The sequence below is a fragment of the Micromonospora sp. KC207 genome (assembly GCF_004348615.1).
Taxonomy (GTDB): Bacteria; Actinomycetota; Actinomycetes; order Mycobacteriales; family Micromonosporaceae; genus Micromonospora.
The window spans coordinates 1-24,190 of the sequence record NZ_SMKJ01000078.1; the positions used below are offsets into that span (position 1 = coordinate 1).

Annotated in this window: 17 protein-coding genes and 1 pseudogene; 14 read left to right on the forward strand and 4 right to left on the reverse strand. The window is 70.7% G+C overall.

All coding sequences use genetic code 11. The annotated features are described in order from the left end of the window. The coding region (locus E1258_RS12595; protein WP_165949739.1) for a PHB depolymerase family esterase at window positions 1-962 on the reverse strand (962 nt) is incomplete at its 3' end. 288 nt (window positions 963-1,250) lie between these two features. Between E1258_RS12595 and E1258_RS12600 the strand changes: the two genes are divergently transcribed. The 4 genes from E1258_RS12600 (at window position 1,251) to E1258_RS12615 (ending at window position 6,215) form a co-directional block, all read left to right on the forward strand. After that, window positions 1,251-2,219, forward strand: coding sequence for a PaaX family transcriptional regulator C-terminal domain-containing protein (locus E1258_RS12600; protein ID WP_132399850.1), 969 nt, complete (start codon window positions 1,251-1,253; stop codon window positions 2,217-2,219). A 159-nt stretch (window positions 2,220-2,378) separates the two neighbouring features. Then, the gene (locus tag E1258_RS12605; RefSeq protein ID WP_132399853.1) at window positions 2,379-2,828 is read left to right on the forward strand and encodes an iron chaperone; all 450 of its coding nucleotides are present in this window, start codon (window positions 2,379-2,381) and stop codon (window positions 2,826-2,828) included. Window positions 2,829-3,488: 660 nt separating this feature from the next. Continuing rightward, complete coding sequence (locus E1258_RS12610) at window positions 3,489-4,862, forward strand: endo-1,4-beta-xylanase (RefSeq protein ID WP_132399856.1); 1,374 nt, start codon at window positions 3,489-3,491, stop codon at window positions 4,860-4,862. A gap of 42 nt (window positions 4,863-4,904) precedes the next feature. Next, window positions 4,905-6,215 carry a cellulose binding domain-containing protein gene (locus E1258_RS12615; RefSeq protein WP_132399859.1) on the forward strand — a complete coding sequence of 437 codons (1,311 nt, stop codon included), beginning with the start codon at window positions 4,905-4,907 and terminating at the stop codon, window positions 6,213-6,215. A 298-nt stretch (window positions 6,216-6,513) separates the two neighbouring features. Here the strand turns inward: E1258_RS12615 and E1258_RS12620 are convergent, their stop codons facing one another. Together E1258_RS12620 and E1258_RS35570 are read right to left on the reverse strand one after the other, a co-directional pair. Beyond that, window positions 6,514-8,850 carry a beta-L-arabinofuranosidase domain-containing protein gene (locus tag E1258_RS12620; protein ID WP_132399862.1) on the reverse strand — a complete coding sequence of 779 codons (2,337 nt, stop codon included), beginning with the start codon at window positions 8,848-8,850 and terminating at the stop codon, window positions 6,514-6,516. A gap of 498 nt (window positions 8,851-9,348) precedes the next feature. Next, window positions 9,349-10,119, reverse strand: a complete 771-nt coding sequence (locus tag E1258_RS35570; protein WP_132399865.1) for a FadR/GntR family transcriptional regulator — start codon at window positions 10,117-10,119, stop codon at window positions 9,349-9,351. A gap of 154 nt (window positions 10,120-10,273) precedes the next feature. Here E1258_RS35570 and E1258_RS12630 point away from each other — a divergent pair, with 154 nt between their 5' ends. The 8 genes from E1258_RS12630 to E1258_RS12660 all read left to right on the forward strand — a co-directional run bounded on the left by E1258_RS12630 (window position 10,274) and on the right by E1258_RS12660 (window position 19,640). After that, window positions 10,274-11,545, forward strand: a complete 1,272-nt coding sequence (locus E1258_RS12630; protein ID WP_132399868.1) for an ABC transporter substrate-binding protein — start codon at window positions 10,274-10,276, stop codon at window positions 11,543-11,545. 3 nt (window positions 11,546-11,548) lie between these two features. After that, window positions 11,549-12,526 carry a carbohydrate ABC transporter permease gene (locus tag E1258_RS12635; protein WP_207919529.1) on the forward strand — a complete coding sequence of 326 codons (978 nt, stop codon included), beginning with the start codon at window positions 11,549-11,551 and terminating at the stop codon, window positions 12,524-12,526. After that, window positions 12,526-13,353, forward strand: a complete 828-nt coding sequence (locus E1258_RS12640) for a carbohydrate ABC transporter permease (protein ID WP_132399871.1) — start codon at window positions 12,526-12,528, stop codon at window positions 13,351-13,353. Before E1258_RS12635 ends, E1258_RS12640 begins: the two co-directional genes overlap by 1 nt. Before the next feature lies 1 nt (window position 13,354). After that, a complete protein-coding gene (locus tag E1258_RS12645) occupies window positions 13,355-14,590 on the forward strand; it encodes a mandelate racemase/muconate lactonizing enzyme family protein (protein WP_132399874.1) in 1,236 nt (411 codons plus the stop codon). 27 nt (window positions 14,591-14,617) lie between these two features. Next, window positions 14,618-14,782 (forward strand): hypothetical protein, encoded by a 165-nt coding sequence (locus E1258_RS33280; protein WP_165949740.1) that lies wholly within the window; start codon window positions 14,618-14,620, stop codon window positions 14,780-14,782. Continuing rightward, a complete protein-coding gene (locus tag E1258_RS12650) occupies window positions 14,779-15,777 on the forward strand; it encodes an aldo/keto reductase (protein WP_132399877.1) in 999 nt (332 codons plus the stop codon). Before E1258_RS33280 ends, E1258_RS12650 begins: the two co-directional genes overlap by 4 nt. Window positions 15,778-15,979: 202 nt before the next feature. Then, window positions 15,980-18,373 (forward strand): right-handed parallel beta-helix repeat-containing protein, encoded by a 2,394-nt coding sequence (locus E1258_RS12655; RefSeq protein WP_132399880.1) that lies wholly within the window; start codon window positions 15,980-15,982, stop codon window positions 18,371-18,373. 253 nt (window positions 18,374-18,626) lie between these two features. Beyond that, on the forward strand, window positions 18,627-19,640 hold the full coding sequence (locus E1258_RS12660; protein ID WP_132399883.1) for a LacI family DNA-binding transcriptional regulator: 1,014 nt from the start codon (window positions 18,627-18,629) through the stop codon (window positions 19,638-19,640). Window positions 19,641-19,650: 10 nt separating this feature from the next. Here E1258_RS12660 and E1258_RS12665 read toward each other — a convergent pair whose 3' ends face one another. After that, the gene (locus E1258_RS12665) at window positions 19,651-21,363 is read right to left on the reverse strand and encodes an amylo-alpha-1,6-glucosidase (RefSeq protein WP_132399886.1); all 1,713 of its coding nucleotides are present in this window, start codon (window positions 21,361-21,363) and stop codon (window positions 19,651-19,653) included. A gap of 242 nt (window positions 21,364-21,605) precedes the next feature. Here E1258_RS12665 and E1258_RS12670 point away from each other — a divergent pair, with 242 nt between their 5' ends. Together E1258_RS12670 and E1258_RS12675 are read left to right on the forward strand one after the other, a co-directional pair. After that, window positions 21,606-23,441 carry an RICIN domain-containing protein gene (locus tag E1258_RS12670; RefSeq protein ID WP_132399889.1) on the forward strand — a complete coding sequence of 612 codons (1,836 nt, stop codon included), beginning with the start codon at window positions 21,606-21,608 and terminating at the stop codon, window positions 23,439-23,441. A gap of 343 nt (window positions 23,442-23,784) precedes the next feature. Continuing rightward, window positions 23,785-24,190: pseudogene (locus E1258_RS12675) on the forward strand (ricin-type beta-trefoil lectin domain protein); the annotation flags it as partial.

The following is a 24,190-nucleotide window of genomic DNA, read 5'->3' on the forward strand; positions in this document are numbered from 1 at the left end:
GTGGGCGGCGTGGTCGGGCTCGGCGGCGTGGTCAGGCCGAAGAACTGGATGGCGGACGCGGCCATGCCGCCGGCGGGCAGGCTGTGCGCGGCACCCTGGATGCTGTACGCCTCGACCTGGACGGTGCCGCTGGTGTCGGCGTACCTGCGGCGGTTCCAGCCCGCCTGCGGGGTGTCGGTGGAGGTGGGTGTCTGGCTGAGCCCGAACACGTTGGTCCACTGCTCGATCGTCTCCTGGAGCAGGCTGTACGGCACGAGCGTGTCGCTGGTGCCGTGCCACAACTGCACGCGCGGGCGGGGGCCGGAGTAGCCGGGGTAGGCCTGCTGGCGGACCGCGTCGCCCCACTGCTGCGGGGTCCGGTTCATGTTCCCGCCGGTGCACTGGCTGCTTCCGGGCGGGTAGTCCGCCGCACCGGCGAAGCAGTTGTAGGGGACCCCCATGAACGCGGCGCCGGCCTTGAACACGTCGGGATAGACGGCCAGCATCTGGTTGGTCATCATGCCGCCGGACGAGCTGCCGGTGACGTAGACCCGGCCGGGGTCGGCGCCGTACTGCTGCTGCGCGTAGCGGGTCATCGAGACGATCGACACGGGGTCGCTGCCGCCGCCGCGGCGCTTGGCGGCGTCCGACCAGGTGTCGAAGCAGTTGCCGAAACCGGCCTGCTGGGTCGCGGTCGGGTAGATCACGATGAACCCGTACCGGTCGGCCAGGGCGGCGAACTCACTGCCGGAGTAGAAGGCGGGGCCCGACCCGCCGCAGGGGTGCATGGCCACGACCGTCGCCGGCCTGGCCGGGCGGGAGTCGGGTACGTAGATGTGCATGCGCATGCGGCCCGGGTTGTCGCCGAAGCTGGTCACCTCGGTCAGCGACGCCGCGTACGCGGGCTCGAGCGCGGGGGCCACGAGGCCGGCGGCCACCAGCGCCGTGGCCAGGCCGAGCAGCAGTTTCCTTCTGATTCTCACGGGGAAGACTCCTTCGGTCACCTGTGCGGGGTGGGATCGAGCCATGCACGTCCCGGTCGGGGGGTACGCCCGGCTTCCCGCGGGATCGCGTATCGCCCACTACGTGTGTTCGCCCTGCCGGCTCCGTAAGGCTCGCGTAGCATTTAGTGTTCCCTCCGGTCCGGCAAGTGTCAATCGATTCGCCTCGATCAGGGGAGGTCGTCGGGCTGGCCCGCACCGCAGCGAGCCCGGCCCGAAGCGGTCCGTCTACAGTCGTTACTCCGTCCCTGATTCGAGCCCGGAGCGCCTGTGGCAAGCCCGTTCAGCATCGAGGAGATCTATCCGGACGACGGGCATCCGCTCCGGCTGCCCCGCCGGCAGGCCGGCAACTCGCCCCAGGGGGTCGCCGTGACCCTGCTGGCGGACTACACCCTGCGAACCCGCGCCGCAATTCCGTCCGCCGCGATCGTCGCGCTGCTCGCGGAGGCCGGGGTGAGCACGGCCGGTGCCCGTGCCGCGATCAGCCGGCTGGCCCGTCGAGGCGTACTGGAGGGCAGCCGGCAGGGGCGGCGCAGCGCCTACCGGCTCAGCCGCGCCGCCGCCGCCAGCCTGGTCGGCGGAGGAAGGTGGATTATAGACTCCACCGCCACGGCGGCGCCCTGGGACGGGCGCTGGACGATCGTCGCCTTCTCGCTGCCGCAGGAGCGGAGCGCGCAGCGGCGGGCCCTGCGCGGTCAGCTCCGCTGGCTCGGCTACGCGCCGCTGTACGACGGGTTGTGGATCTCGCCGCGCGACCTGACCCCGAAGGCGCGGGAGCGGCTCGCCCAGCTCGCCCCCGGCACCGTCACGGTGTTTCGCGCACAGCAGGCCACGCTCGACGGGACCGGTCACCGCGCTCCCATCGAGGCCTGGGACATAGCGGCGATCAACCGGCACTACCAGGAGTTCCTGCGGCGGTGGACCCCGCTGTTGCCCGGGGTGGAATCCGGCGGGATCGACGGCGCGGCGGCGGTGCGGGCGCGCACCGAGGTCATGGACACGTACCGGCGCTTTCCCACCCTCGATCCGCAGCTACCCCTGGACCTCCTGCCGGCGGGATGGCTCAGGCAGCCGGCCCGCGAGTTGTTCTCGGCGGTCTACGACGGCCTCGCCGAACCCGCCGAGCGACACGTCCGCGCGGTCGTCGCGCGGTTCGCCGACAGCGCGCAGCCCGGTATCGCGGCCCACACCACCTCCGACCTCCTCGCCGGAATGCACGGTGACGTGCGCGTGCCATGACCTTCTCCTTCCGCCCCGCTGGTCGGACGCCGCATCCGGGTGCCGCGCCCGGCTCGGCGGACCGATCAGGAATCGAGAAGCGCCGGTATGCCGTCGGGCCTAGCCTCTTCCCGGGTGGCCGGCATCCCGCCGAGCCCTGATTGGCGCAAGGAGCCCAGAATGTCCGCCAAGGAGTCCACGTCCGGGTCCGACGGCTTCAGCCCCGAGGAGCATGCCGCGATGAAGGAGCGCGCCGCCGAGCTGCGCGCCGAGGGCAGGAAGGGAGCCAGGAAGGCCGACGGGATCGAGGCGGTCCTCGACCGGGTCGCGCAGATGGCGCCGGAGGACCGTGCGCTGGCCGAGCGCGTCCACGTGGCGGTGACCGCTGCCGCCCCGCAGCTGTCGCCGAAGACCTGGTACGGGATGCCCGCCTACGCCGACGCGAACGGCAAGATCGTCGTTTTCTTCCAGGATTCGGGCAAGTTCAACTACCGCTACTGCACCCTCGGTTTCCAGGACGCGGCCAACCTCGACGACGGCGACCTGTGGCCGGTGGCGTACGCGCTGCGGGCGTGGAGCCCCGCCGTCGAGAGGAGGGTCGTCGAACTGGTCAGGGCCGCGGTCTCCTGACCGCCGTCACGCCCACCGCGACTGCCCGACCGGCGGGGCCGCCCGGGGCGGCGCGGTACCGGGCCGGGCCGGACGTAATCGATCGTGAGTGTGGCCAGCAGCCCCGGATGGTCGGTCGCGTCGCGCATGCTCACCGACCGGCCGGAGTCGACGGTGACGTCCGTCGTCGCCACGATTCTCCTCGTTCACCAGGTCCGACGCCGTGGCGGAGTGCCCGGCGCCGCAACCGGCGAGTCGGGCCTGCCGCAGGGCGGCGGTGGCCGGGTTGACGGGATTCGGCAGGACTTGACGAATGGTGTTGTTATCGCTCACAGTCGATGCCGAGGGTGACACTTCTCTGGCCCACCGGGCGGGCCTTGCTGGTTCAACCTCGGGATCACGACCTCCCCAGCGGGCATGCGGGACGTCGTGTCAGGACTCCCATCAGCAGTTGCCGGCGACGCGCGACGGGCTTCGTGTGCGGTAGAAGTGACCGTTTCAGGATTGCCCGCCCGGATTTCCTCTGCGAAAGGGATTCATGGCTCCCTTTCGGCGCGTGCTCCGCCGGCAGCACCCCGACGACCGTGCGGCGTCTCGCACGGGCCGTTCCGGCACCGTCCCGCCGGGAGCGAATCGGGCACCTCACCACCACCGCTGCAACATCACCGAGAAGGAATCGACATGAGACGCAAGAGAGCCCTGATGGCGACGGTGACTCTCGCCGTCGCTGGCGCGCTCACCGCCGGCATGACGGTGGCGCTGGCCCCCGCAGCCAGTGCGGGGACGACCCTGAGGGCGGCTTCGGCGGAGAAGGGTCGCTACTTCGGCGCCGCAGTTGCCACCGGCAAACTCTCCAACAGCACGTACACCACGGTTCTCAACCGCGAGTTCAACAGCGTCGTGGCCGAGAACGAGATGAAGTGGGACGCCACCGAGCCGCAGCCGGGGCAGTTCAACTACAGCGGTGGTGATCGCCTCGTCAGTCACGCCCGGGCCAACGGGATGAGCGTGCGGGGCCACGCCCTGCTCTGGCACCAGCAGCAGCCGGGCTGGGCACAGAACATGTCCGGCAGCGCCCTGCGCAGCGCGATGATGAACCACGTCACCCAGGTCGCCACCCACTTCCGGGGGCAGATCTACGCCTGGGACGTGGTGAACGAGGCGTTCGCCGACGGTGGCAGCGGCGCCCGGCGCGACTCGAACCTCCAGCGCACCGGCAACGACTGGATCGAAGCGGCGTTCCGTGCCGCGCGGGCCGCCGACCCGGGCGCGAAGCTCTGCTACAACGACTACAACACCGACGGGATCAACGCGAAGTCGACCGGCATCTACAACATGGTGCGCGACTTCAAGTCCCGGGGCGTGCCGATTGACTGCGTCGGCTTCCAGTCCCACCTGGGCACCTCCCTGGCGAGCGACTACCAGGCCAACCTGCAGCGTTTCGCCGACCTCGGCGTGGAGGTGCAGATCACCGAGCTGGACGTCATGACCGGCGGCAACCAGGCCAACATCTTCGGCGCGGTCACCCGGGCCTGTATGAACGTGTCGCGCTGCACCGGCATCACGGTGTGGGGCGTGCGGGACTGCGACTCGTGGCGAGGGTCCGACAACGCCCTGCTGTTCGACTGCAACGGCAACAAGAAGCCGGCGTACGACGCCGTCCTCAACGCGCTCAACGCCGGCGGGGGCATCCCGAACCCGACGACCACGCCGCCGAACCCGACCACGCCTCCGCCGAATCCGACGACTCCGCCGCCGGGCCCGGGTGGGTGTTCGGCTTCGGTGTCGGCGAATTCGTGGCCGGGTGGTTTCGTGGTCACGGTGAAGGTGACCGCGGGTTCGTCGGGTACCCGGGGGTGGAACGTCAGTGTGACGTTGCCGGGTGGTTCGAGTGTGACGAATACGTGGTCGGCGACGGCTTCGGGTAGTACCGGCACGGTCCGGTTCGCCAACGTCGACTACAACGGTCAGCTCGCTGCCGGTCAGGTGACCGAGTTCGGGTTCCAGGGCAACGGCACCGCGCCGACCCAGACCCCCACCTGCGCCGCCAACTGACCCCAACATATTGAAACCCGAGCCACAAAGAGAGAGTGGTCGATGTTGAGATCCAGGTTCTTCTCCGGTCCCATCGCGCTGGCGGCCCTGCTCGTCGTGACGGCGGGCGGTGTCACGCTCAACGGTGGCCTCGGTGCCGCCAAGCCGGTCGCGGACGTGGGCGCCGCGGCGGCGACCGCCGGCTGCGGCAAGGCCCCGACGCTGCGCAGCGGCACCCACACGATCCAGAGCAACGGCAAGAACCGCAGCTTCATCCTGCGGATGCCCAACAACTACAACAACAACAACCAGTACCGGTTGATCTTCGCGTTCCACTGGCGGGGCGGCACCGCCACCGAGATCGACTCGGGCGGCACCAGCGGGGCCGCCTGGTCCTACTACGGCCAGCTGGAACAGTCGAACAACACCGCCATCCTGGTCGCGCCCCAGGGCCTCAGCGGCGGGTGGGGCAACGCCGGCGGCGAGGACGTCACCTTCGTCGATGACATGATCCGTCGCATCGAGGGTGACCTCTGCGTCGACACCACCCAGCGCTTCGCCCTCGGCTTCAGCTGGGGCGGCGGCATGAGCTACGCGCTCGCCTGCGCCCGGGCCACCGTCTTCCGGGCCGTCGCGGTCATCAGCGGCGCGCAGATCAGTGGATGCAGCGGCGGCACCCAGCCCATCGCGTACTTCGGGCTGCACGGCATCAGCGACACCGTGCTCAGCATCTCCCAGGGCCGGGCGCTGCGGGACACGTTCGTCCGCAACAACGGCTGTACCCCCCAGAGCCCGCGCGAACCGGCGGCGGGCAGTCGGACGCACATCACCACCGCCTACTCGGGCTGCCGGGCCGGGTACCCGGTGCAGTGGGCCGCGTTCGACAACGGACACATGCCAGGCCCCGTCGACGGCACGTACGCCGAGAGCGGTGTCAACACCTGGACCAAGGGCGAGATCTGGCGGTTCTTCGCCCAGTTCCAGGGCACCCCGAACCCGACGACGCCTCCGCCGAACCCGACGACGCCTCCGCCGAACCCGACGACGCCTCCGCCGAACCCGACGACTCCGCCGCCGGGTCCGGGTGGGTGTTCGGCTTCGGTGTCGGTGAATTCGTGGCCGGGTGGTTTCGTGGTCGCGGTGAAGGTGACCGCGGGCTCGTCGGGTACCCGGGGGTGGAACGTCAGTGTGACGTTGCCGGGTGGTTCGAGTGTGACGGGTGCGTGGTCGGCGACGGCTTCGGGTAGTACCGGCACGGTGCGGTTCGCCAATGTCGACTACAACGGTCAGCTCGCTGCCGGTCAGGTGACCGAGTTCGGGTTCCAGGGCAACGGCACCGCGCCGACCCAGATCCCCACCTGCACCGCCAGCTGACCGGCTGACGGGACGGCAGACACCCCTCGGCCCGGGGTGGTGGACCGCGAGACGGTCCGCCATCCCGGGCCGTGTCGTGCTCCGGGCGGCGGCGTGGCCCCTTCGCTCGGACGTCGCCGGAACGCCAACGGCACGCAGGTGATCCTCTCGATCTGCCACAGCAGCAACAGCCGAAAGTGGACACGCACGTGATCGGTTCCTGACGCCCGCAGAGGGACTGCCCTGTACGGGGCAGCCCCTCCTCGCGACCGGGAACCCTCGCCGCACCCCGTCCGGATCCCGGCCGGACCGATCGCGCCTACTGGTTCGCGACGAGCCGCCACCGGTTGTCGGCGCTGCCGTTGTCCGAGTCCTGCACGGCCTGCGCGCCCTGGGCGGTGGAGTTGTTGATGATGCCGAGCAGCTTGCCGCTGTGGACGTTGCGGATCTTGTAGGTGCCGTCGCCCTGGTCCAGGAGGGTCCAGAGGTGGTCGGCGGTGCCGTTGTCCGCCCACTGCAGGACGCGGGCGTTGTCGGCGGTGGACATGTTCTCGACGCCGAGGACCTTGCCGCTGTGGACGTTGCGGAACTTGACGGCGTTGCCGTCGGTCACGATGACCCAGTTGTGGTCGGCGGTGCCGGTGTTGCCCCACTGGAGTGCGAGCCCACCGTCGGCGGTGGACATGTTCTGGATGCCGAGGACCAGGCCGCTACCGACGTTGAACAGCTTGTGGGTGGCGGTCCCGGTGCCGCCGCTGACGCTCCAGTAGACGGTGTAGTTGTAGCCGTGCGCGTCCTGGAACGGCGCGAGGTTGACCGTGGCGCCGTTCGCGGTCGCGGTGAACGCGAGCGTGCTGGTGCTGGTCCGGGTGATCGACGAGGCGGTGAGCGACGGCAGGGTGGACAGCGTGGTGTTGCCGTAGTTGCCGCACAGCACCATCGGGCCGTAGGTGACGGCGGCGACGGCGGCGTTGTCGTTGGCGGGCGACAGCACGACCCGCATCGGCAGCCGCACGGTGATGGTGTCGCCCGAAGCCCAGGTGCGGGTGACCGTCGCGTAGCTGCCCGGCGTGGTGGCCACGCTCTGCGTCGCGCCGTTGACGGCGATCGTCGCGCCGCTGGCCCAGGCCGGGATGCGCACCCGGATGCTCCACGAGCCGCTCATCGTGCCGGACAGGGTCAGGGTGGTGGTGTCGCCGACCGGGTAGTTCGTGCTCTGGGTGACCGTGATGCCGCGCTGGGACCAGTTCAGCGTCGACGGCGCGAACAGGTTCACGGTGAGCGTGGTGCCGTTGTGGAAGTAGATGGAGTCCATCAGCCTGGTGTTGATCTCGATGCCGGTGCCCTGGCAGCACCAGAACGAGTTGTAGTCGGTGCTCCACGTGCCGCCGCCCCAGGCGGGGCCCACGCCCCGCCGCCCGCCCGGCTTGAGCGGGGTGAAATAGGTGATGTGGCCGTGGCCGTCGGCCGGATTCTGGGCGCCGACGACGTGGTTGGCCAGGGCGCGCTCGTAGAAGTCGAAGTACGCCGCCCGGGTCGGGTCGATCAGCCACAGTTCCCGGGTCAGCTTCAGCATGTTGACCGTGTTGCAGTGCTCGCAGGTGTCGTTGGTGAGGTAGCCGACGATCGCGTTGGGCGCGCGGAAGTGCTCGGCCTGGCTGTTGCCGCCGATGGCGTAGGTGTGCGCGTTCACGGTCATGTTCCACGCGTTGCTGGCGATGTCGCGGTACCGCGTGGTGCCGGTCGCCTTGTACTCGCGCGCCGCACCGATCCACTTGGGCACCTGGGTGTTGGCGTGCAGCCCGTTGAGCTGGTCGGAGTTGGCGGCGAGCGGGTTGAACACGGCGGCGTGGTCGAACCGCTGGGCGACGGTGAGCCAGCGACCGTCGCCGGTCTGCTGGTAGATGTCGGCCAGTGCCTCGTTCATCCCGCCGAACTCGGTGCCGAGCATCGCCTGCATCTGGCTGGAACTCAACCGCGCCGTGCGGGTGTCGACCCAGCCGGCCAGCGCCAGCAGCACGGAACGGGCCTGGGTGTTGCCGATGTAGCGCCAGACGTCCAGCAGCCCCAGCAGCGTCTTGTGGATGCAGTAGTAGGGCACGTTGCCGTTGGACAGCGTGCGTGCCTCCAGCGCCGTGAAGTCCGACTCCGGGAACCCGGACAGGTAGCCCGCGGTGAACCCGGCCGCGCCGTTGTTCGCCTGGCACTTGGCCAGCTCGGCGACCATGTAGTTCGCCTTGTCCCGGCAGGTGGTGTCGCCGAGGACCGCGTACGCCTGGGCCCAGGCGGTCAGGAAGTGTCCCTGCATGTGGGTCCGGAACGGGAACGACGGCGCGTCCCAGCCCCCGTTGGACGCGGCGCCGTTGGTGGACAACCGGTGGTTGGCGCGGAAGTTGTACAACAGCCGGTCGACGTCGACGAACCGTAGGTAGCTCAGCGTCCGGTTCTGGTTGTCCAGCCAGCGTCCGGCGGTCAGCCGTACCTGGCCCAGCTCGAACGGATACGCCGAGACGCCGGTGTCCGGCCGGACCGGTGGGACCACCACCGCGGCGGCGGCCGGAGGCGATCCGGCGAACGTGGCACCGGTCGCGGAGACGACCGCGGTCGCGCCGGTGGCCTGCAGCAGCCGGCGGCGGCTGATGGGTAGGGGTGACATGCGGACCTCCAAATCGACCGGAACTCGGGCCTGCGCCCGGCCGGGGGACGTGTCGTGAAGGCGTGTGGTGGTGGTGGGCGGCGGCCCGCCCGGTCGGGCGAGGTGGGCCGCCGCGCTCGTCCGGGTGTCGCCGTTGCGGGTTGGTGCGGCTGCGGGGCGGGTCGGCCACGGTTCCTGGAGGCAGTGGGCACGCGGAGGTGGATCGCGCTCGCCGTGGCTCCCGGGTGAGTCGGGGGGTCAGCCCGACCGGCGGCGTGCGACCTCCCGCGGCATCGCCCGCAGGTGCCGGCCGGTGCTGCCGCATACTCCACCGGCCGGCACGGGTCGGGTCGAGCGTGGAGGCGTGCCCTTCGCCTCTGCGGCCGACGGTAGCTGTTACCGTTAACACTGGCAAGCCATAGATATTCGTAGGCTGAGATCCCGTGCGATCGGCCCGGGGTGACGAGTGTCTTCCGGGTCACCCGGGACCGGCACCGCCCCACTGGGCGGGTCCGCTCGTCAGCGCACCAGCCGCGCGGTGTCCGGCCCGCTGCGGCGGACGAGCCACGCCTCGGTGATGTGGGTGAACATGGCCTCGCTGGCGCCGTCGGGGTCGTGGGCGGCGATGCGCTCGTAGATGCGTCGGTGGCCCAGGTTGGACGCCACGCACAGCGCCCGTTCGGACCGGCCCATGTACCGGGCGGTATTGATGACCTGACTCTCCAGGGCCCGCACCACGCCACGGGCGATGCGGTTGCCGGACGCCTGCATGATCACGTCGTGGAACGCGCGGTCGTGCTCGTGGTACGTGACGTGGTCGTCCACCAGCTCGTCCATCCGGTCGACCAGGGCGCGCAGCCGGTCGAGGGTCTCCTGGTCGGCCAGGCGGGCGGCGACGTTGGCCATGTCGGACTCCAGCACCCGGCGGGTGACGACGAGGTCGTCGAGGATCGCCAGGGTGTCGTCCTCGGCGAGGGTCGCAGCCAGGACGAGTTCGTCGAGCATGTTCCACATCGACGGCGGGGTGACGATGGTGCCGCTGCCCTGGCGGATCTGCACCAGCCCCTTCTCCTGAAGGATCTTCACCGCCTCCCGGACGACCGTCCGGCTCACCGAGAATGCCGCGCAGAGCGCTGGTTCGGGGGGCAGCGGCGTCCCGGACGGGTGCGCCCCGCGAACGATGCGCTTCACCAGCTCCCCGGTGACCGCCGTGGCAAGGTTGGCCGGCCGCCGCGACCACGCCGGGGGCCCCGAGGTGTTGTTCAGGGTGCTTCCCTGTGCTGCCGTCATGTCCCCTCCAGTGCCCCCGCGGACGGCACCACGACCGCCGTCCGAAAATCCTACGCCTCGCTGTTGACGTCATACGTCATACGAGTTACCTTTCCGTCAATTCCTGCATCGACGGCCGGTTCGCCGGCATTCGCATAGTCGAAGGTGAGCAGCGATGAAGCAGCGAGCAGTATGGCCAGCCGTCCTTGCCGTGGCGGCGCTGGCGCTGGGCGGCTGCGGGAGCGCCTCAGGGACGCGCTCGTCGCCCGGCGGCTCCGAGGGCAAGCTGGTGGTTTGGGACTGGAAGTCCGGTGAGGCCGCTGCCGCGCCGTACATCGAGAAGGCGAAGGCCGACTTCGCCAGGAAGCACCCCGGCGTCACCGTCGAGTTCGTCGCCCAGCCCTACGAGCAGTACTACACCCTGCTCGGCACGGCGATCCAGTCCGGCACGGGGCCGGACGTGATCCTCTTCAACGGCGGCGGCCGGATCCGGGACCGGGCGGACGCGCTGCTGCCGCTGGACGAGTACGTGGCCGAGGACCGGCAGCGGCTGGGCGGGTGGGACGCGTTCACCAAGGGCGGCAAGACCTACGCCGCCCCGGTGACCCTCCAGGGTCACCCCATCTACTACAACCGGACGCTCTACGAGAAGGCCGGCCTCGACCCGGCGAGCCCGGCCACCACCTGGCCCGAGTTCATCGCCGACTGCGCCACCATCACCAGGAAGACCGGCGCGAAGTGCTTCGCCCTCGGCAACAAGGAGGGCTACGGAATCCAGTTCTTCCTCTCGGCCCTCGGCTCGGGCGTCTTCACCCCGCAGCAGTACGACGACTGGACCGCCGGAAAGCGGGACTGGTCCTCGCCCCACGTCAAGCGGATCTTCGCGCTGTGGAAGGAGACCCAGGACGCGAAGCTCAACAGCGACGGGCCGAACTCGACGGCGATGTTCAACGACGCCTTCGCGGTCTTCCAGTCAGCCAAGGCCGCCCACGTCATCGGCCTGATGTCGGACGTGGGGCACTGGAAGGACTTCAACGAGTTCCTCACCGCCGACAAGCTCGGCGTGATGCGGGCACCTGTCGTCGTGACGGGCAGCACCCCGAGCCTGGCGTACGACGGCGGAATCGGATACGGGGTCGCCAAATGGACGAAGGACCCGAAGATGGCCGCCGACCTGGTGCGGTCGCTGAGCTCGACCGACGCCCTGAGTGCCTTCTACGCGCAGGCCGGCGCGATCGCCTCCGACACGACGATCGACGTGTCGCAGGGCGGACCGGCCGCGGCCGCGATCGTCGCCGACATCAAGACCGGCAAGCCGGCCCTGCACGTGGCGCTCTCCTCGCAGACCCTGGACCTGATGGGCCGGCTCTCCCAGCAACTGCTGAGCGGCTCGATCACCGTCGACGAGGTAGTGAAGCAGTTGGCCGCCTCGGACCAGGCCGGTTGACCCGTGCCGAACGGGGAGTCCCTGACGTCGGTCCGTCCGGTCGAGGCGGGGCGGACCGACAGGGCGCCGCAGCGGCGGCCCTTGCCCCCCGGCGGCGCGTCCCGTCGCCGCCGGGGCGGTCGGCGTAGGGAGCGTCTCGCCCCCTACGTCCTGCTGGCCCCGGCCGTGCTGATCATCGTGCTGCTGCGGTTGTGGCCACTGGTGCTCGGGGTGAACTTCTCCTTCACCGGGGACGGCGACCGCGACGGGACGGTGGTCGGCCTCGACAACTACCGGGAGTTGTTCGCCGACCCGCTGTTCCGGGGCGCGCTGCGCAACGTCGGGCTGCTCGTGCTGCTCCTGCCGGTGGCGGTGGCGATCCCCGGCCTGCTCGCGACCTTCATCTACCTGCGGGTGCCGGGGCACCGGCTGTACCGCAGCGTCTACTTCTTCCCGGCGGTGCTCTCCCCGGTCATCGTCGGTGCCATCTTCAATCTCCTGCTCGCCTTCGACGGCCCGCTCAACGCCGTGCTCGGCGGGGTCGGCATCGGGCCGACGGACTGGCTCGGCGACCCGGACGTGACGATGTTCGTGGTGGTCGGGGTGCACGTCTGGGCGACGTTCGGCATGGGGCTGGTGGTGTTCCTCGCCGGGTTCGCCACCCTGGACGCCTCGCTGCTGGACGCGGCCCGGGTGGACGGCGCGTCGCTGCCCCAGACCATCCGGCACGTGATCGTCCCCAGCCTGTCCCGCACCATCCAGTTCGTCTTCGTGACCACGATGATCGGGATGCTGACCTCCATGTTCGGCCTGCTCTACGTCATGACCAGCGGCGGCCCGGAGGGCTCGACGTACCTGCCGGAGTACTACATCTGGATCCAGCAGGGACAGATGAACCGGCCCGCGCTCGCGTCGGCCGCCTCGACGGTCCTCTTCCTCGTCATGCTCGTGGTGGGGCTGCTACAGATCAGCCTGCTTCGGCGAGCGGTGAGGGAGGTCTGATGTCCCGCGTTCGGCCGGGCGGGTGGCTGCTCGCCGTACCGATGTCCCTCCTGGCGCTGGCGACGATCTATCCGATGGTCTTCACCGTCAACGTGGCCATGAAGACGCGCCGCGAGTACATTCTCGATCGCTTCTCGCTGGCCGACGCCGTGCGCTGGGAGAACATCGCCACGGCGTGGAGCAGCGTCGGCCTGGGCCGGTATCTGGTCAACTCGGTCGTCGTGGTGATGGCCTCGGTGGTCCTGCTGCTGCTGATCGGGTCGATGGCGGGCTTCGCGCTGGGCCAACTGCGCTTCCGCGGCTCGTCGGCGCTGTTTTTGGGCTGCCTCGCGGCGCTCTTCGCCCCGTTCCAGGTGATCATGGTGCCGCTGGCTCGGATCATGGCGGACGCCGGGCTCGTCGACACCTACCCGGGGCTCGTCCTCGCCTACGTCGCGCAGTTCCTCCCCTTCACGATCTTCCTGATGACCAGCTACTACCGGACCATTCCCACCGAGATCATCGACGCGGCCCGGATCGACGGCAACAGCGTGTACGGCGTCTACCGGCGGATCATGCTGCCACTGGGCGCCCCGGCGTTGCTGTCGGTCGGCATCCTCAACGCCCTGTTCTGCTGGAACGACGTGCTGATCTCGCTGCTGCTGATGCCCTCGGCCGAGCACCGCACCCTCATGGTCGGGGTGACCTCGCTACGCGGGCAGTACTCCGAAGACATCCCGACCTTCGCCTCCGGGGTGCTGATCGCCGCGATACCCGTTCTGGTGATCTACCTCTTCCTCCAGCGCCAGATCGCCGACGGCGTCGCCGCCGGCTCCACGAAGGGCTGACATGCGGATCACCGGGTACCGGACCCTCACGACCAGCCAGGAATGGGGACGCCCCGTCGGCGACGCCAACGGCGTCTTCGCCGACGGCGTCACCACCGTGCCGATCGTCGTGGTCGAGACAGACGAGGGCATCACCGGGGTCGGCCTCGGGCCGCACGGAGACATCGAGAGCATCTTCGCGGCGATCCACGGCGAGGACCCCCGTGCCGTGACCGCCCTGTACGACCGGATGCTGCGGCAGACGTTCAAGGCGGGCCACGCGGGCTCGGTGTTCGGCACCATCGGCGCACTCGACACCGCGCTGTGGGACATCAAGGCGCAGGCGGCCGGGCAACCGCTCTGGCGGCTGCTGGGCGGGCGCGACCGGCGGGTGCCCGCCTACGCGTCCGGCCTGGACATCGGCCTGAGCGACGACGAACTGGTCGCGGCGTACGAGGTCTACGCCCGGCACGGCCTGCGGGCCGCCAAGCTCAAGGGCGGCCTCGACATCGAGCGGGACCGCGACCGCCTGCACCTGGTGCGGGAGGTGCTGACCGCCGCCCACGGGCGGCGGCCCGGCCTGATGCTCGACGTGAACGAGGCATGGACCCGCAAGCAGGCCGTCCGGCACGTCTGCGAGCTCGAACGCACCCTGGACCTCGTCTGGGTCGAGGAGCCCGTCCGGCGGTGGGACGCCGAGGGCCTGGCCGTCGTCGGACGGGGGATCCGCGCGTCGGTCGCCACCGGGGAGAACCTCACCGGCCTGGAACAGTACCGTCCGCTGATCGCCGCGGCGGCGGTCGATGTCGTCCAGACGGCCGCGGTGTGGGGCGTCACCCACTTCCTTCGGGTGTCCGCCCTGGCGCACGCCTACGACCTGCCGGTCAGCCCGATCGGCAACAGCCCTGTCGGCCTGCTGCACGCCGCCACGTCGGTGCCGAACCACCTGGTCAGCGAGTTGCAGGACCTGCACGCCCCGGTCGGGATCAGCTTCGACCTGCACGTCGAGGACGGCGCGTTCGTCCTCGGTGACTCGCCGGGCCTCGGCGTCACGGTCGCCGAGGAGGAGATCCGCGCGTCGCGCCGCCGACCGGTGACGCCGACCGCCGACGGTCCCAACGTGCGACCGGAACGAGCCGGACGTCGGCTGCTGGCGGTCGCCGAAGGCGTCTACGCCAAGCCGCGACCGCACGTCACCGCCCTGCCGGACGCCCCGGCGTACACCCACGACGGCGTCCCGTCCGCCGCCCGACCCTGACCCCCCGACCGCCGACAGGGAGGACGCATGAAGGCAGTCGCGCACCGCTTCGGCGGCCGGTGGGGATCGGCCACCGAACCCGCCAGCGCCACGGTGTTCCTGTCCGAGCTGGCGGGCGGCCCCGGCGGGGACGACCGGGCGGCGACCTGGCGGCACACCGCGCGGCGGGTGTACCGGCTGGAGCCGTCGTGAGGGAGCGGGCGCTGCCCCGGCGGCCGGCGGTCCGCCTCACCGAGCTGGGCTTCGGCGCGGCCCAGGGCGGCAACCTCTACCGGGCGATTACGGACGAGGAGTTCGCCGCCGCCGTCGACACGGCGTGGGAGGCCGGCCTGCGGTACTACGACACCGCGCCGCACTACGGCCTCGGGCTGTCCGAACGGCGGCTCGGCGATGCCCTGCGGAGCCGCCCACGCGACGAGTATGTCGTGTCCACGAAGGTCGGTCGCCTCCTCGTACCGTCGCCGGAGAACGCGCACCGGCGCGACCCAAGAGGGTTCGACGTCGCCGAGTCTCACCGGCGGGTGTGGGACTTCAGCCGCGACGGGGTCCTTCGCTCGCTGGAGTCCAGCCTTGCCCGCACCGGCCTGGACCGGGTTGACATCGTCTACCTGCACGACCCCGACGACCACTGGGAGCAGGCTGCGACGGAGGCGGTGCCCGCCCTGGTGGAGCTGCGCGAGCAGGGTGTGGTGCGGGCCATCGGTGCCGGCATGAACCAGTCGCAACTGCTCACCCGGTTCGTCCAAGAGACCGACATCGACGTGGTGATGTGCGCCGGCCGCTACACCCTGCTCGAACAGGGCGCGCTGGCCGACCTGCTGCCCGCGGCCGCCAGCCGGGGCGTCGGCGTGGTGATCGCTGGTGTCTACAACTCCGGCCTGCTGTCCCGGGACCGGCCGCCGGCCGACGCGACCTACAACTACGAGCAGGCCCCGCCGGAACTGATCGAGCGGGCGAGGCGGATCGCGGCGGTCTGCGAGACGTACGCCGTCACGCTGCCGCAGGCGGCGCTCGCCTTCGTCCGGTCGCATCCCGCGGTCGTCTCGACGGTCGTCGGGCTGCGCAGCGGCGGGCAGGTGGCGCAGACCGTGGCGCGGTGGGACGCCGACGTCCCGGTCGAGCTGTGGTCGGCGCTGCGGGCGGCCGGCCTGCTCGCCACGGCCGCGCCCGGTCAGGAGCAGCCATGATCCGGCCGAGCCGACCGCCGGCAGGGGCGGTGCCACACCGCCTCCGACGCCCGGCGGACCCGGTGCCCCGCCGAAAGCAACCCGCCCGCGTCGCGGCGAGGCCCGACGTGTACGGGTGACGTCCGCACCGAGTGGACCGGGTGACCCGGTCCAGCGGGGTGAGGGCGTCCCATCACACCCCACCACGATAGGAGTCCTACTCGTGTCCGTCCCGTCATCCCCCAGGAGGCACCGGCAGGTGCTGGCCGGCGTCGCCTCGGCGACGGTCGCCGCAGCGGCCGCCGTCTTCGCCTCGGCGGCACCCGCCGCTGCGGCCACCACCACCCTCTACGCGTCCCCCTCCGGCAGCGGCACCACCTGCTCGGCCAGCCAGCCCTGCTCGCTCACCGAGGCGCAGAACGCGGTCCGATCCCGCAACGCCGCCATGTCGGGCGACATAGTCGTCGAGCTGGCCGACGGCGTGTACCGGCTCTCCGCGCCGTTCCGGCTGACCGCCGCCGACTCCGGCAACAACGGCTACACCGTGACGTGGCGGGCCGCCGCGTCCGCCCGCCCGGTCATCAGCGGCGCGCGGGCGGTCACCGGCTGGTCGCTCGTCGACTCCGGCAAGAACATCTGGCGGGCCAACGTCCCCGCCGGCCTCGACAGCCGGCAGCTCTACGTCAACGGCGCGGTCGCCACCCGCGCGCGTACCGCCGTCAACCGGGCCGACTTCACGTTCACCACCTCCGGCCTGCGGTTCAGCAACAGCGCGCTGAGCTACCTGAACAACCTCGGCAACCAGAACCGAGTCGAGGTGGAGAGCGTCGGCTCGTTCACCGACCGGTACTCGCCGGTGCAGAGCATCAGCGGCAACTTCCTCACCATGCAGCAGCCGGCCTGGAACAACAACACGTTCGGCTTCGACACCCTCTCCCAGCCGCACCGGGCCGGGCCGTTCTACCTGACCAACGCGTACGAGTTCCTCGACGCGCCGGGCGAGTGGTACCTCAACCCGGGCAGCGGCCAGCTCAACTACATCCCGCTCGCCGGGCAGAACATGAGCAACGTCAGCGTGGAGCTGCCGCAGTTGCAGTCCCTGGTGAACGTCGGCGGCACCTACGACGCGCCCGCGCACCACATCTCGTTCAGCGGGATCACCTTCACCGGCACGAGCTGGCTCGGCCCCAGCAGCAGCAACGGCTTCGCCGACCAGCAGACCGGCGCCCACATCACCGGCACCTGGGCCCGCCCGGCCGACGCCCTGACCTCCTGCCAGGCCGGCTGCCCGCAGTTCGAGGCCACCCGGCCGCACTGGAACCAGATGCCCGCCGCCGTGCAGGTGTCCGCCGCCAACACCATCACCTTCAGCGAGTCCCAGTTCGTCAACCTCGGGCAGACCGCCATCGGCATCGGCAACGACGCCAACGCCCACGCCAGCGGCGTGGGCCTGGGCACCAGCAACATCACGGTCACCCGCTCGGAGATCGCCCGCAACTCGGCCGGTGGCATCGTGGTCGGCGGCGTGCGCGCCGACGCCCACCACCCCGCCGACCAGTGGATGGTCAACCGGAACATCACCATCAGCAACAACCGGGTGCACGACCTGGGCCTGGAGTACCGGGGCGTCGTGTCGATCCTGACCACGTACGTCAGCACCGCCCTGGTCTCCCACAACGAGGTCTACAACATGCCGTACACCGGCCTGTCGGTCGGCTACGGCTGGGGCGCCAACGACGCCGGTGGCAGCAACCACTACGCCAACCGGGGCCTGTACAACTACCAGCCGCGTTACACGACGGCCACCACCGCGTCCAACAACCAGGTCATCGGCAACTACGTGCACGACGTCATGCAGCAGATGACCGACGGCGGGTGCATCTACACGCTGTCGGCGAACCCGGGCGCGACGATCAACGAGAACTACTGCCTGCGCACCAACGGCTGGTTCGGGCTCTACTTCGACGAGGGCTCCCGCTACTACACCGCCCGCAACAACGTGTTCTCCGCCACCGGCACCTGGGCCACCGCCAACTACTGGTACGCGGAGAACATGGGCAACTTCACCGTGACCAACAACTGGTCGACCAACGGCAGCACCAACGTGACCAACGGCGACCGGGGCAACGTCGTCTCCGGCAACGTGACGGTCACCAACAACAACTGGCCCTCCGGCGCCCAGACCGTGATGGCCGCCGCCGGCGTGCAGGGCACCAACCCTCCGGCGCAGGGCGTGCAGATCGTCGGGGTCCAGTCCGGCCGCTGCGCCGAGATCGGTGGCTCCAGCACGACCAACGGCACCCAGGCCCAGCTCTGGGACTGCGTCGGCGCCGCCAACCAGCGGTGGACCCAGACCGCCAGCCGGCAGCTCATGGTCTACGGCACCAAGTGCCTGGACGCCTCCGGCCAGGGCACCGGCAACGGCACCCAGGTGGTGATCTGGGACTGCAACGGGCAGGCCAACCAGCAGTGGAACGTCAACGCCAACGGCACGATCACCGGGGTGCAGTCCGGGCTCTGTCTCGACGCGTCCGGCGCCGGGACGGCCAACGGCACGAAGCTCATCCTCTGGGCGTGCAACGGCGGCAGCAACCAGCAGTGGAACCTGCGTAGCTGAGCCAGGGACCGCGCAGGGCCGGTCCTTCGCCGGCCCTGCGCACCTCTCGCGGGTGCCGCGCCGCCGGCGATGCTCGCCCGGCGGTGGGTCGGCGGGGGACGATCCCGGCAGGGTGACAGCGGCGGGAAACCCGACGCGGCTGCGAGGACGCCACCATCATCGACGAGCTGGGCCGGGCAGCGAGGCGGCTATGCTTCTGCGTGGAGCATGGTGCTGCCCGCGCCCGGGCGCGAATCGATTCGAGGGCGGTGTGATGAACATCGGGGAGATCGCCCAGCGGGCGGGGGTGTCCCGCAGCACCGTGTCGTACGTGCTGAGCGGCAAGCGGGCCGTGTCGGAGGCGACCCGGCAGCGGATCCAGGCGGTGATCGACGAGCTGGACTACCGGCCGAACGCCAGCGCCCGTGCGCTGAAGGAGGGGCGTACCCGCACTCTCGGGCTGGTGATTCCCCCGGCCAGTCAGCGGTTGACCGACATGCAGTTGGGCTTCGTCGCCAGCGTCGTCGAGGCGGCTGCTCGGCACGACCTGGACGTGCTGCTGTCCCCGTCCGGCGGCGACCACGACCGTTCGTTCGAGCGGATCGTCGCCGGGCGTCGGGTGGACGGTGTGGTCCTGATGGAGATCCGGTTGGAGGACGACCGGGTGACTCGGCTGGCCAGGGCGGGTCTGCCGTTCGTCACGATCGGTCGGACCGCCGAGCCGCACGGGATGAGCTGGATCGACATCGACTACGCCGGGCTGATCGGTCGCTGCGTGCACCACCTGGCCGACCTGGGGCACCGGCACGTGGCCCTGGTGAACCGCTCCGCCGAACTGGTCGCCGCGGGGTACGGCCCCAGCCATCGGGCGCTGGCCGGCTTCCGGGCGGCGGTGGCGGAGCGGGGCCTGACCGGCGTCGACGTCTGCTGCGGCGACGACACCGCCTCCGGCGAGACGTGCGTGGAGCAGTTGCTCGCGACGTACCCGCAGGTCACGGCGATGGCAACCATCAACGAGGCCGCGCTGCCCGGAGTGCAGCGCGCGCTCACCGCGGCCGGGCTGGCCGTGCCGGGCGACTTCTCCGTCGCCGGGGTCGCCGCCCAGCACTGGGCCGAGGACTTCTGCCCGCCGTTGACCGCCGCGGACGTGCCGATGCGCGACATGGGCGCCGAGGCGGTGGCGCTGCTGGTGGAGAGCATCGCCGCGCCCGACGCTGTGCCACGCCACCGCCTGTACAGCCCGCCCGTCTCGCTGCGTTCCAGCACCGGCCCGGTCCGTTCCCGCTGATGCGGACCGGCTACCCGGCCGCGGCCCGTCGCTGTTCCTGGGCGGCGGCGAGGATGAGGTAGCTGCTGGCGGTCCAGGTGTACGCCCGGTCCCGTAGCCCGGCGCCGGTCTCGGCGTCGAAGTTCTCCGCGAATCCGGACTTCTCGCACAGCGCGAGGAAACGCCGGCTGATGTCGTCGGCGATCCCGGTGTGCCCGGCCCGGCGCAGCCCGTCCTCGACCAGCACCGTGGAGGGTGCCCAGATCGGGCCACGCCAGTAGCCGTCGGCCAGGTAGTGTGCCGAATCCGTCGGCTCGGTGGCCAGTCCGTGCGTGGTCAGGTGGGTCTCGACGCCCCGGGCCAGCGTGGCGGCGATCGGGGCGGGCAGGTCGGCGCCGAGCGTGACGGGCATCAGGTCGAGCAGGCTGCGGCTCGCCCGCCGTCGCCCCGTCCGCGGGTCGCGGGAGGTGAAGCGCTCGCCGTCCCACAGGTCCCGGAGCATGGCCGTGCTGATCCGGTCGGCCTCCCGGGACCAGCGGCCGGCGGGCTCGCCCAGCTCGGTGGCGAGGTCGGACAGGCAGCGTAGCTGCGAGACCAGGAACGCGGCGAGATCGGCGGTCTGGAGGACCCGGCCGCCGTCGAAGGTCGTGGCGTTGTCCCAACCGCTGTCGTTGCCGTGCTGGTAGTGGGGCAGGTCGTGGCCGGGGGCGCGGCGTGCGTCCAGCCAGAACCCCGTCCAGCGGGCCAGCCGGTCGTACGTCTGGGCCAGCGCCGCCCGGTGCGGCGGCTCGGGTAGGCGTCGGCGCAGGTGGCGCAGGGCCCAGCCGTGGATGGGGGGCTTGACGTAGTTGTGCAGGACCTCCGAGTGGGTGACCGAGTCGGGCAGGGCCCCGGCCGCGTCCTGGTGGTCGAAGGGCAGGTGGAACTGGTGCCAGGCCAGCTCCGGCTCGCCGGCGGCCAGGGCGATCGCGTTGAAGCAGTGGTCCCAGCTCCACACCTTGTCCATCCAATGCTTGGACATCAGGACGGCGGGCCGGGTGACGAAGCCCGCCGGGGCGACCGTGGCCGACCACAGTACGTACGCGGCCAGTTCGGCGGCCGGGGTGTCCGCGCCGCGCCACGGCGCGACCGCGTCGACGAAGGCGGCGAACTCGGCGCTGCGCTCGAGGCACAACCGGTCGAAGGTGACGGATGCAGCGTACGGCCGGCGCGCGGTCTCGTACTCCTCGATCGCGATCTCCCAGGGCTGGTCGGCGGGGAGTTCCAGTGCCCGGTCGGCGGTGCCGAGGGCCTCGGCGCCCTCGACCCGGCGCAGCGAGCCGGAGAGCACCGTGATCCGGTAGCGGCGCCCGGTCTCGTACGAGGTGAACACGTGCGACCCGTCGGCCGGGTCGAGGTACAGGTAGGTGCCGCTGAACGGGGTGAGGGTGGCCGCCGCCGCGGCGATCCGGAGCCCGAGCTGTCGACCCCGCAGCCGCAGGATGTCCTGCCCGGCGTAGCCGGCCTCGATCCGGCCGGACCCGTTGCGCCAGGTCAGCAGCGTGGGCGTGGCGACGACCGTGCTGCCGGGCCCGGTGGGGGTGAGGCGGAGCACAGCGTGCAACCCGGTCTGGTGCGAGACCAGGTGCAGGTCGTCGGCGTACGTCTGCTCGGCGACCACGGGGGAGATGTTGAGCCAGGATCCGCGGTAGCTGAACGGGATGTCCTGAATGGGGAACTCCGGACCGGACGGGGCGACGGTCATGGGCACCTCCCGGGTAGTGGAGCGAACCGATTCGACGAATCGGTTCGGACGAAGATAGGTCCGCGCTCGGTCGGCGGTCAAGGGGTGGGCGCAGCGTGAGGGCGTACGGGGAAGGAAACGCCAGGGTCACCGCACTGTCATCTCATTGACATTCTTCGACCTTCGGTCCTACGATCCGTGCGAATCGATTCGCAAGCGCAGCCCTCCGGAGAGCGTCCCCCACGCCCCACAAGGAGCCGCCCGTGAAAACCCCGTCCCGCGGCAGGCCAGGACAAACCCGTGCGTTCGTCGCCCGACTCGCCGTCGGCCTGCTCGCCGCCACCGCCGCCGTCACCGTCACCGCGCCGCCGGCCCGGGCTGCCGACGAGTCGATCAGCGTCGACTTCTCCACCACCATCGGCACGCCGACCTACCGCGCGTCGGGCTGGATCTACGGCATGACCGAGAACGCCAGTGCCCCGGCCGACCACTTCTACCGCGACGTCAAGTTCCAGTACATGCGCGCCGGCGGCGCGCAACTGCCCGGCAGCGGCTGGGTCGGCGGCAACTACGACCGTCGCTGGAACTCCACCCTCGCGCAGGCCCGCCGGACCGTCGCCCTCGGCGGTCAGTTCATCATCCTGCCGCACGACCTGTGGGGCGCGGACGGCGCCGGCATCTCGCGCTTCCCCGGCGACAACGGCAACTGGACCGACTACGACAACTTCCTCACCCGGGTCATCAGCGACGTCCGGGCGTCCGGGCTGTCCGTGCAATGGGACATCTGGAACGAACCCAACATCACCATCTTCTGGAACCGCCCGATCTCCCAGTACCTTGAACTGTGGCGGCGCACCTACCAGCGCCTGCGGGCGGAGTTCCCCAACCAGCTCATCGTCGGGCCGAGCTGCGCCTGCGTGCCGTCCACCACGCACGCCTTCTGGAATCAGTACCTGGACTTCGTCCGCTCGACCAACACGGTGCCGGACATCATCAGCTGGCACTCGCTGCCGGGCGATCCGGTCGCCAACGTGGCCGCCGCCAACGCCACCCTCGACCCGCGCGGCATCCCGCACCCCCGGCCGTACCAGATCAACGAGTACGGCGCGCCCGAGGAGCAGAACCCCGCCGACGGCGCCTGGTACATCGCGCGCCTGGAGCGGGCCCGCGCGGACGGCCTGCGGGCGAACTGGGCCGGCGGCGGCAACCTGCACAACGACCTCGGCAACCTGTTGGTCCGCAACTCGGCCGGCCAGCACCAGCCCAAGGGCGAGTGGTGGGCCTACCGCTACTACGCCTCGCAGACCGGGCAGATCGTCTCGGTGACCGCCAGCCCGTCCTACGACGCGTACGCCACCAGTTCCACCGGCGCGGCGAAGGTCCTGATCGGCGGCGGCCGTACCACCGGGAACCTGACCGTCAACCTGCGGCGTCTGGACTCGACCAGCGGCATCGTGCAGAACAACCAGGTGCGGGTCCTCACCCAGCGCATCCCGTACAACGGCGGCGGCGCGGTGCAGGGGCCGATCACGGTCTCCAACAGCGTGGTCAACGTGTCCAACAACAACGCCACGGTGACCCTGCCGTACGGCAACCAGACCGACACGTACACCGTCACCCTGCTGCCGCCCCCGGACGGCGGATTCCAGTCGGTGGCGGTGGCCCAGCACTCCCAGCAGTGCCTGGACAACACCAACCAGGGCACCGCCGACGGCAACGCCCAGCAGCAGTACTACTGCGACGGCGGCGACCAGCAGCTCTGGAACTTCCGCCCGGTCGACGGCGTGGCCAACACGTACACGCTGGTCAACCAGCACAGCGGCAAGTGCCTCGACGTCAGCGGCGTCTCCACCGCCGACGGCGCCGCGGTGCACCAGTGGACCTGCCACAACGGTCTCAACCAGCAGTTCACCCTCCGCAAGGTCACCTACGGGGGCAACGACTCGCACGACTACCAGCTCGTCGCCCGGCACAGCGGCAAGTGTGTCGACGTCAACGGGGTCTCCACGGCGGCGCGGGCGTCGGTCCACCAGTGGACCTGCAACCCCGTCGGCCAGGGCAGCCCGTTGAACCAGACGTGGCGGATCTGGGGCCGGTAGGCGCCGCGGGGTGATCAGGCACCGGCCGCCCGACGGACGACAGGCGCCCGATCACCACCATCACCATCACCCCGACGATCCGGCGCCGTTCGTGGCGCGTCCACCTGTCCCCGCTCCTTCTCCGACCCTAGGGAGCCACTCCGTGCACACCCCGTCCCGCAGCGGGCCGACACCAGCCCGCGATCTCATCCCGAGGCGCCGTCGCCTCCGTCGCCTGACCGGCGTGGCCGGCGCGCTGGTCGGCGTCCTCGTCGTCGGTGTCGCCGCGTCCGGTGCCCCGTCCCCGGCCGCCGAGGCCGCCGTGGCGCCGTTGGCGGTGGCCGCCATCGAGCCGGGGCAGAGCGCCCCGATCGTGGGGGCCCAGTCCGGCCGATGCCTCGACGTCCCCAACTCCAGCACCACCAACGGCATCCAGATCCAACTGTGGGACTGCCAGGGCGGCGCCAACCAGACCTGGACCTGGACGGCGTCCAAGCAGCTCACGGTGTACGGCAACAAGTGCCTGGACGCCTCCGGCCGGGGCACCGCCAACGGCACCCTGGCGATCATCTGGGACTGCAACGGCCAGACCAACCAGCAGTGGAACGTCAACGCCAACGGCACCATCACCGGGGTGCACTCCGGGCTGTGCCTCGACGCCAGCGGCAACGGCACCGCGAACGGCACCAGGGTCCACCTCTGGACGTGCCACGGCGGCACCAACCAGCAGTGGACCTCGCCGAGCGCCCCGCCGAGCACCCCGCCGCCGA

Excerpts from the sequence above, each read along its gene's own strand:
- E1258_RS35570 (WP_132399865.1), bottom strand. The coding sequence starts at position 10,119 with ATGACGGCAGCACAGGGAAGCACCCTGAACAACACCTCGGGGCCCCCG.
- E1258_RS12640 (WP_132399871.1), top strand. The coding sequence starts at position 12,526 with ATGTCCCGCGTTCGGCCGGGCGGGTGGCTGCTCGCCGTACCGATGTCC.
- E1258_RS12660 (WP_132399883.1), top strand. The coding sequence starts at position 18,627 with ATGAACATCGGGGAGATCGCCCAGCGGGCGGGGGTGTCCCGCAGCACC.
- E1258_RS12645 (WP_132399874.1), top strand. The coding sequence starts at position 13,355 with ATGCGGATCACCGGGTACCGGACCCTCACGACCAGCCAGGAATGGGGA.
- E1258_RS12615 (WP_132399859.1), top strand. The coding sequence starts at position 4,905 with ATGTTGAGATCCAGGTTCTTCTCCGGTCCCATCGCGCTGGCGGCCCTG.
- E1258_RS12610 (WP_132399856.1), top strand. The coding sequence starts at position 3,489 with ATGAGACGCAAGAGAGCCCTGATGGCGACGGTGACTCTCGCCGTCGCT.
- E1258_RS12620 (WP_132399862.1), bottom strand. The coding sequence starts at position 8,850 with ATGTCACCCCTACCCATCAGCCGCCGCCGGCTGCTGCAGGCCACCGGC.
- E1258_RS12665 (WP_132399886.1), bottom strand. The coding sequence starts at position 21,363 with ATGACCGTCGCCCCGTCCGGTCCGGAGTTCCCCATTCAGGACATCCCG.
- E1258_RS33280 (WP_165949740.1), top strand. The coding sequence starts at position 14,618 with ATGAAGGCAGTCGCGCACCGCTTCGGCGGCCGGTGGGGATCGGCCACC.
- E1258_RS12605 (WP_132399853.1), top strand. The coding sequence starts at position 2,379 with ATGTCCGCCAAGGAGTCCACGTCCGGGTCCGACGGCTTCAGCCCCGAG.
- E1258_RS12630 (WP_132399868.1), top strand. The coding sequence starts at position 10,274 with ATGAAGCAGCGAGCAGTATGGCCAGCCGTCCTTGCCGTGGCGGCGCTG.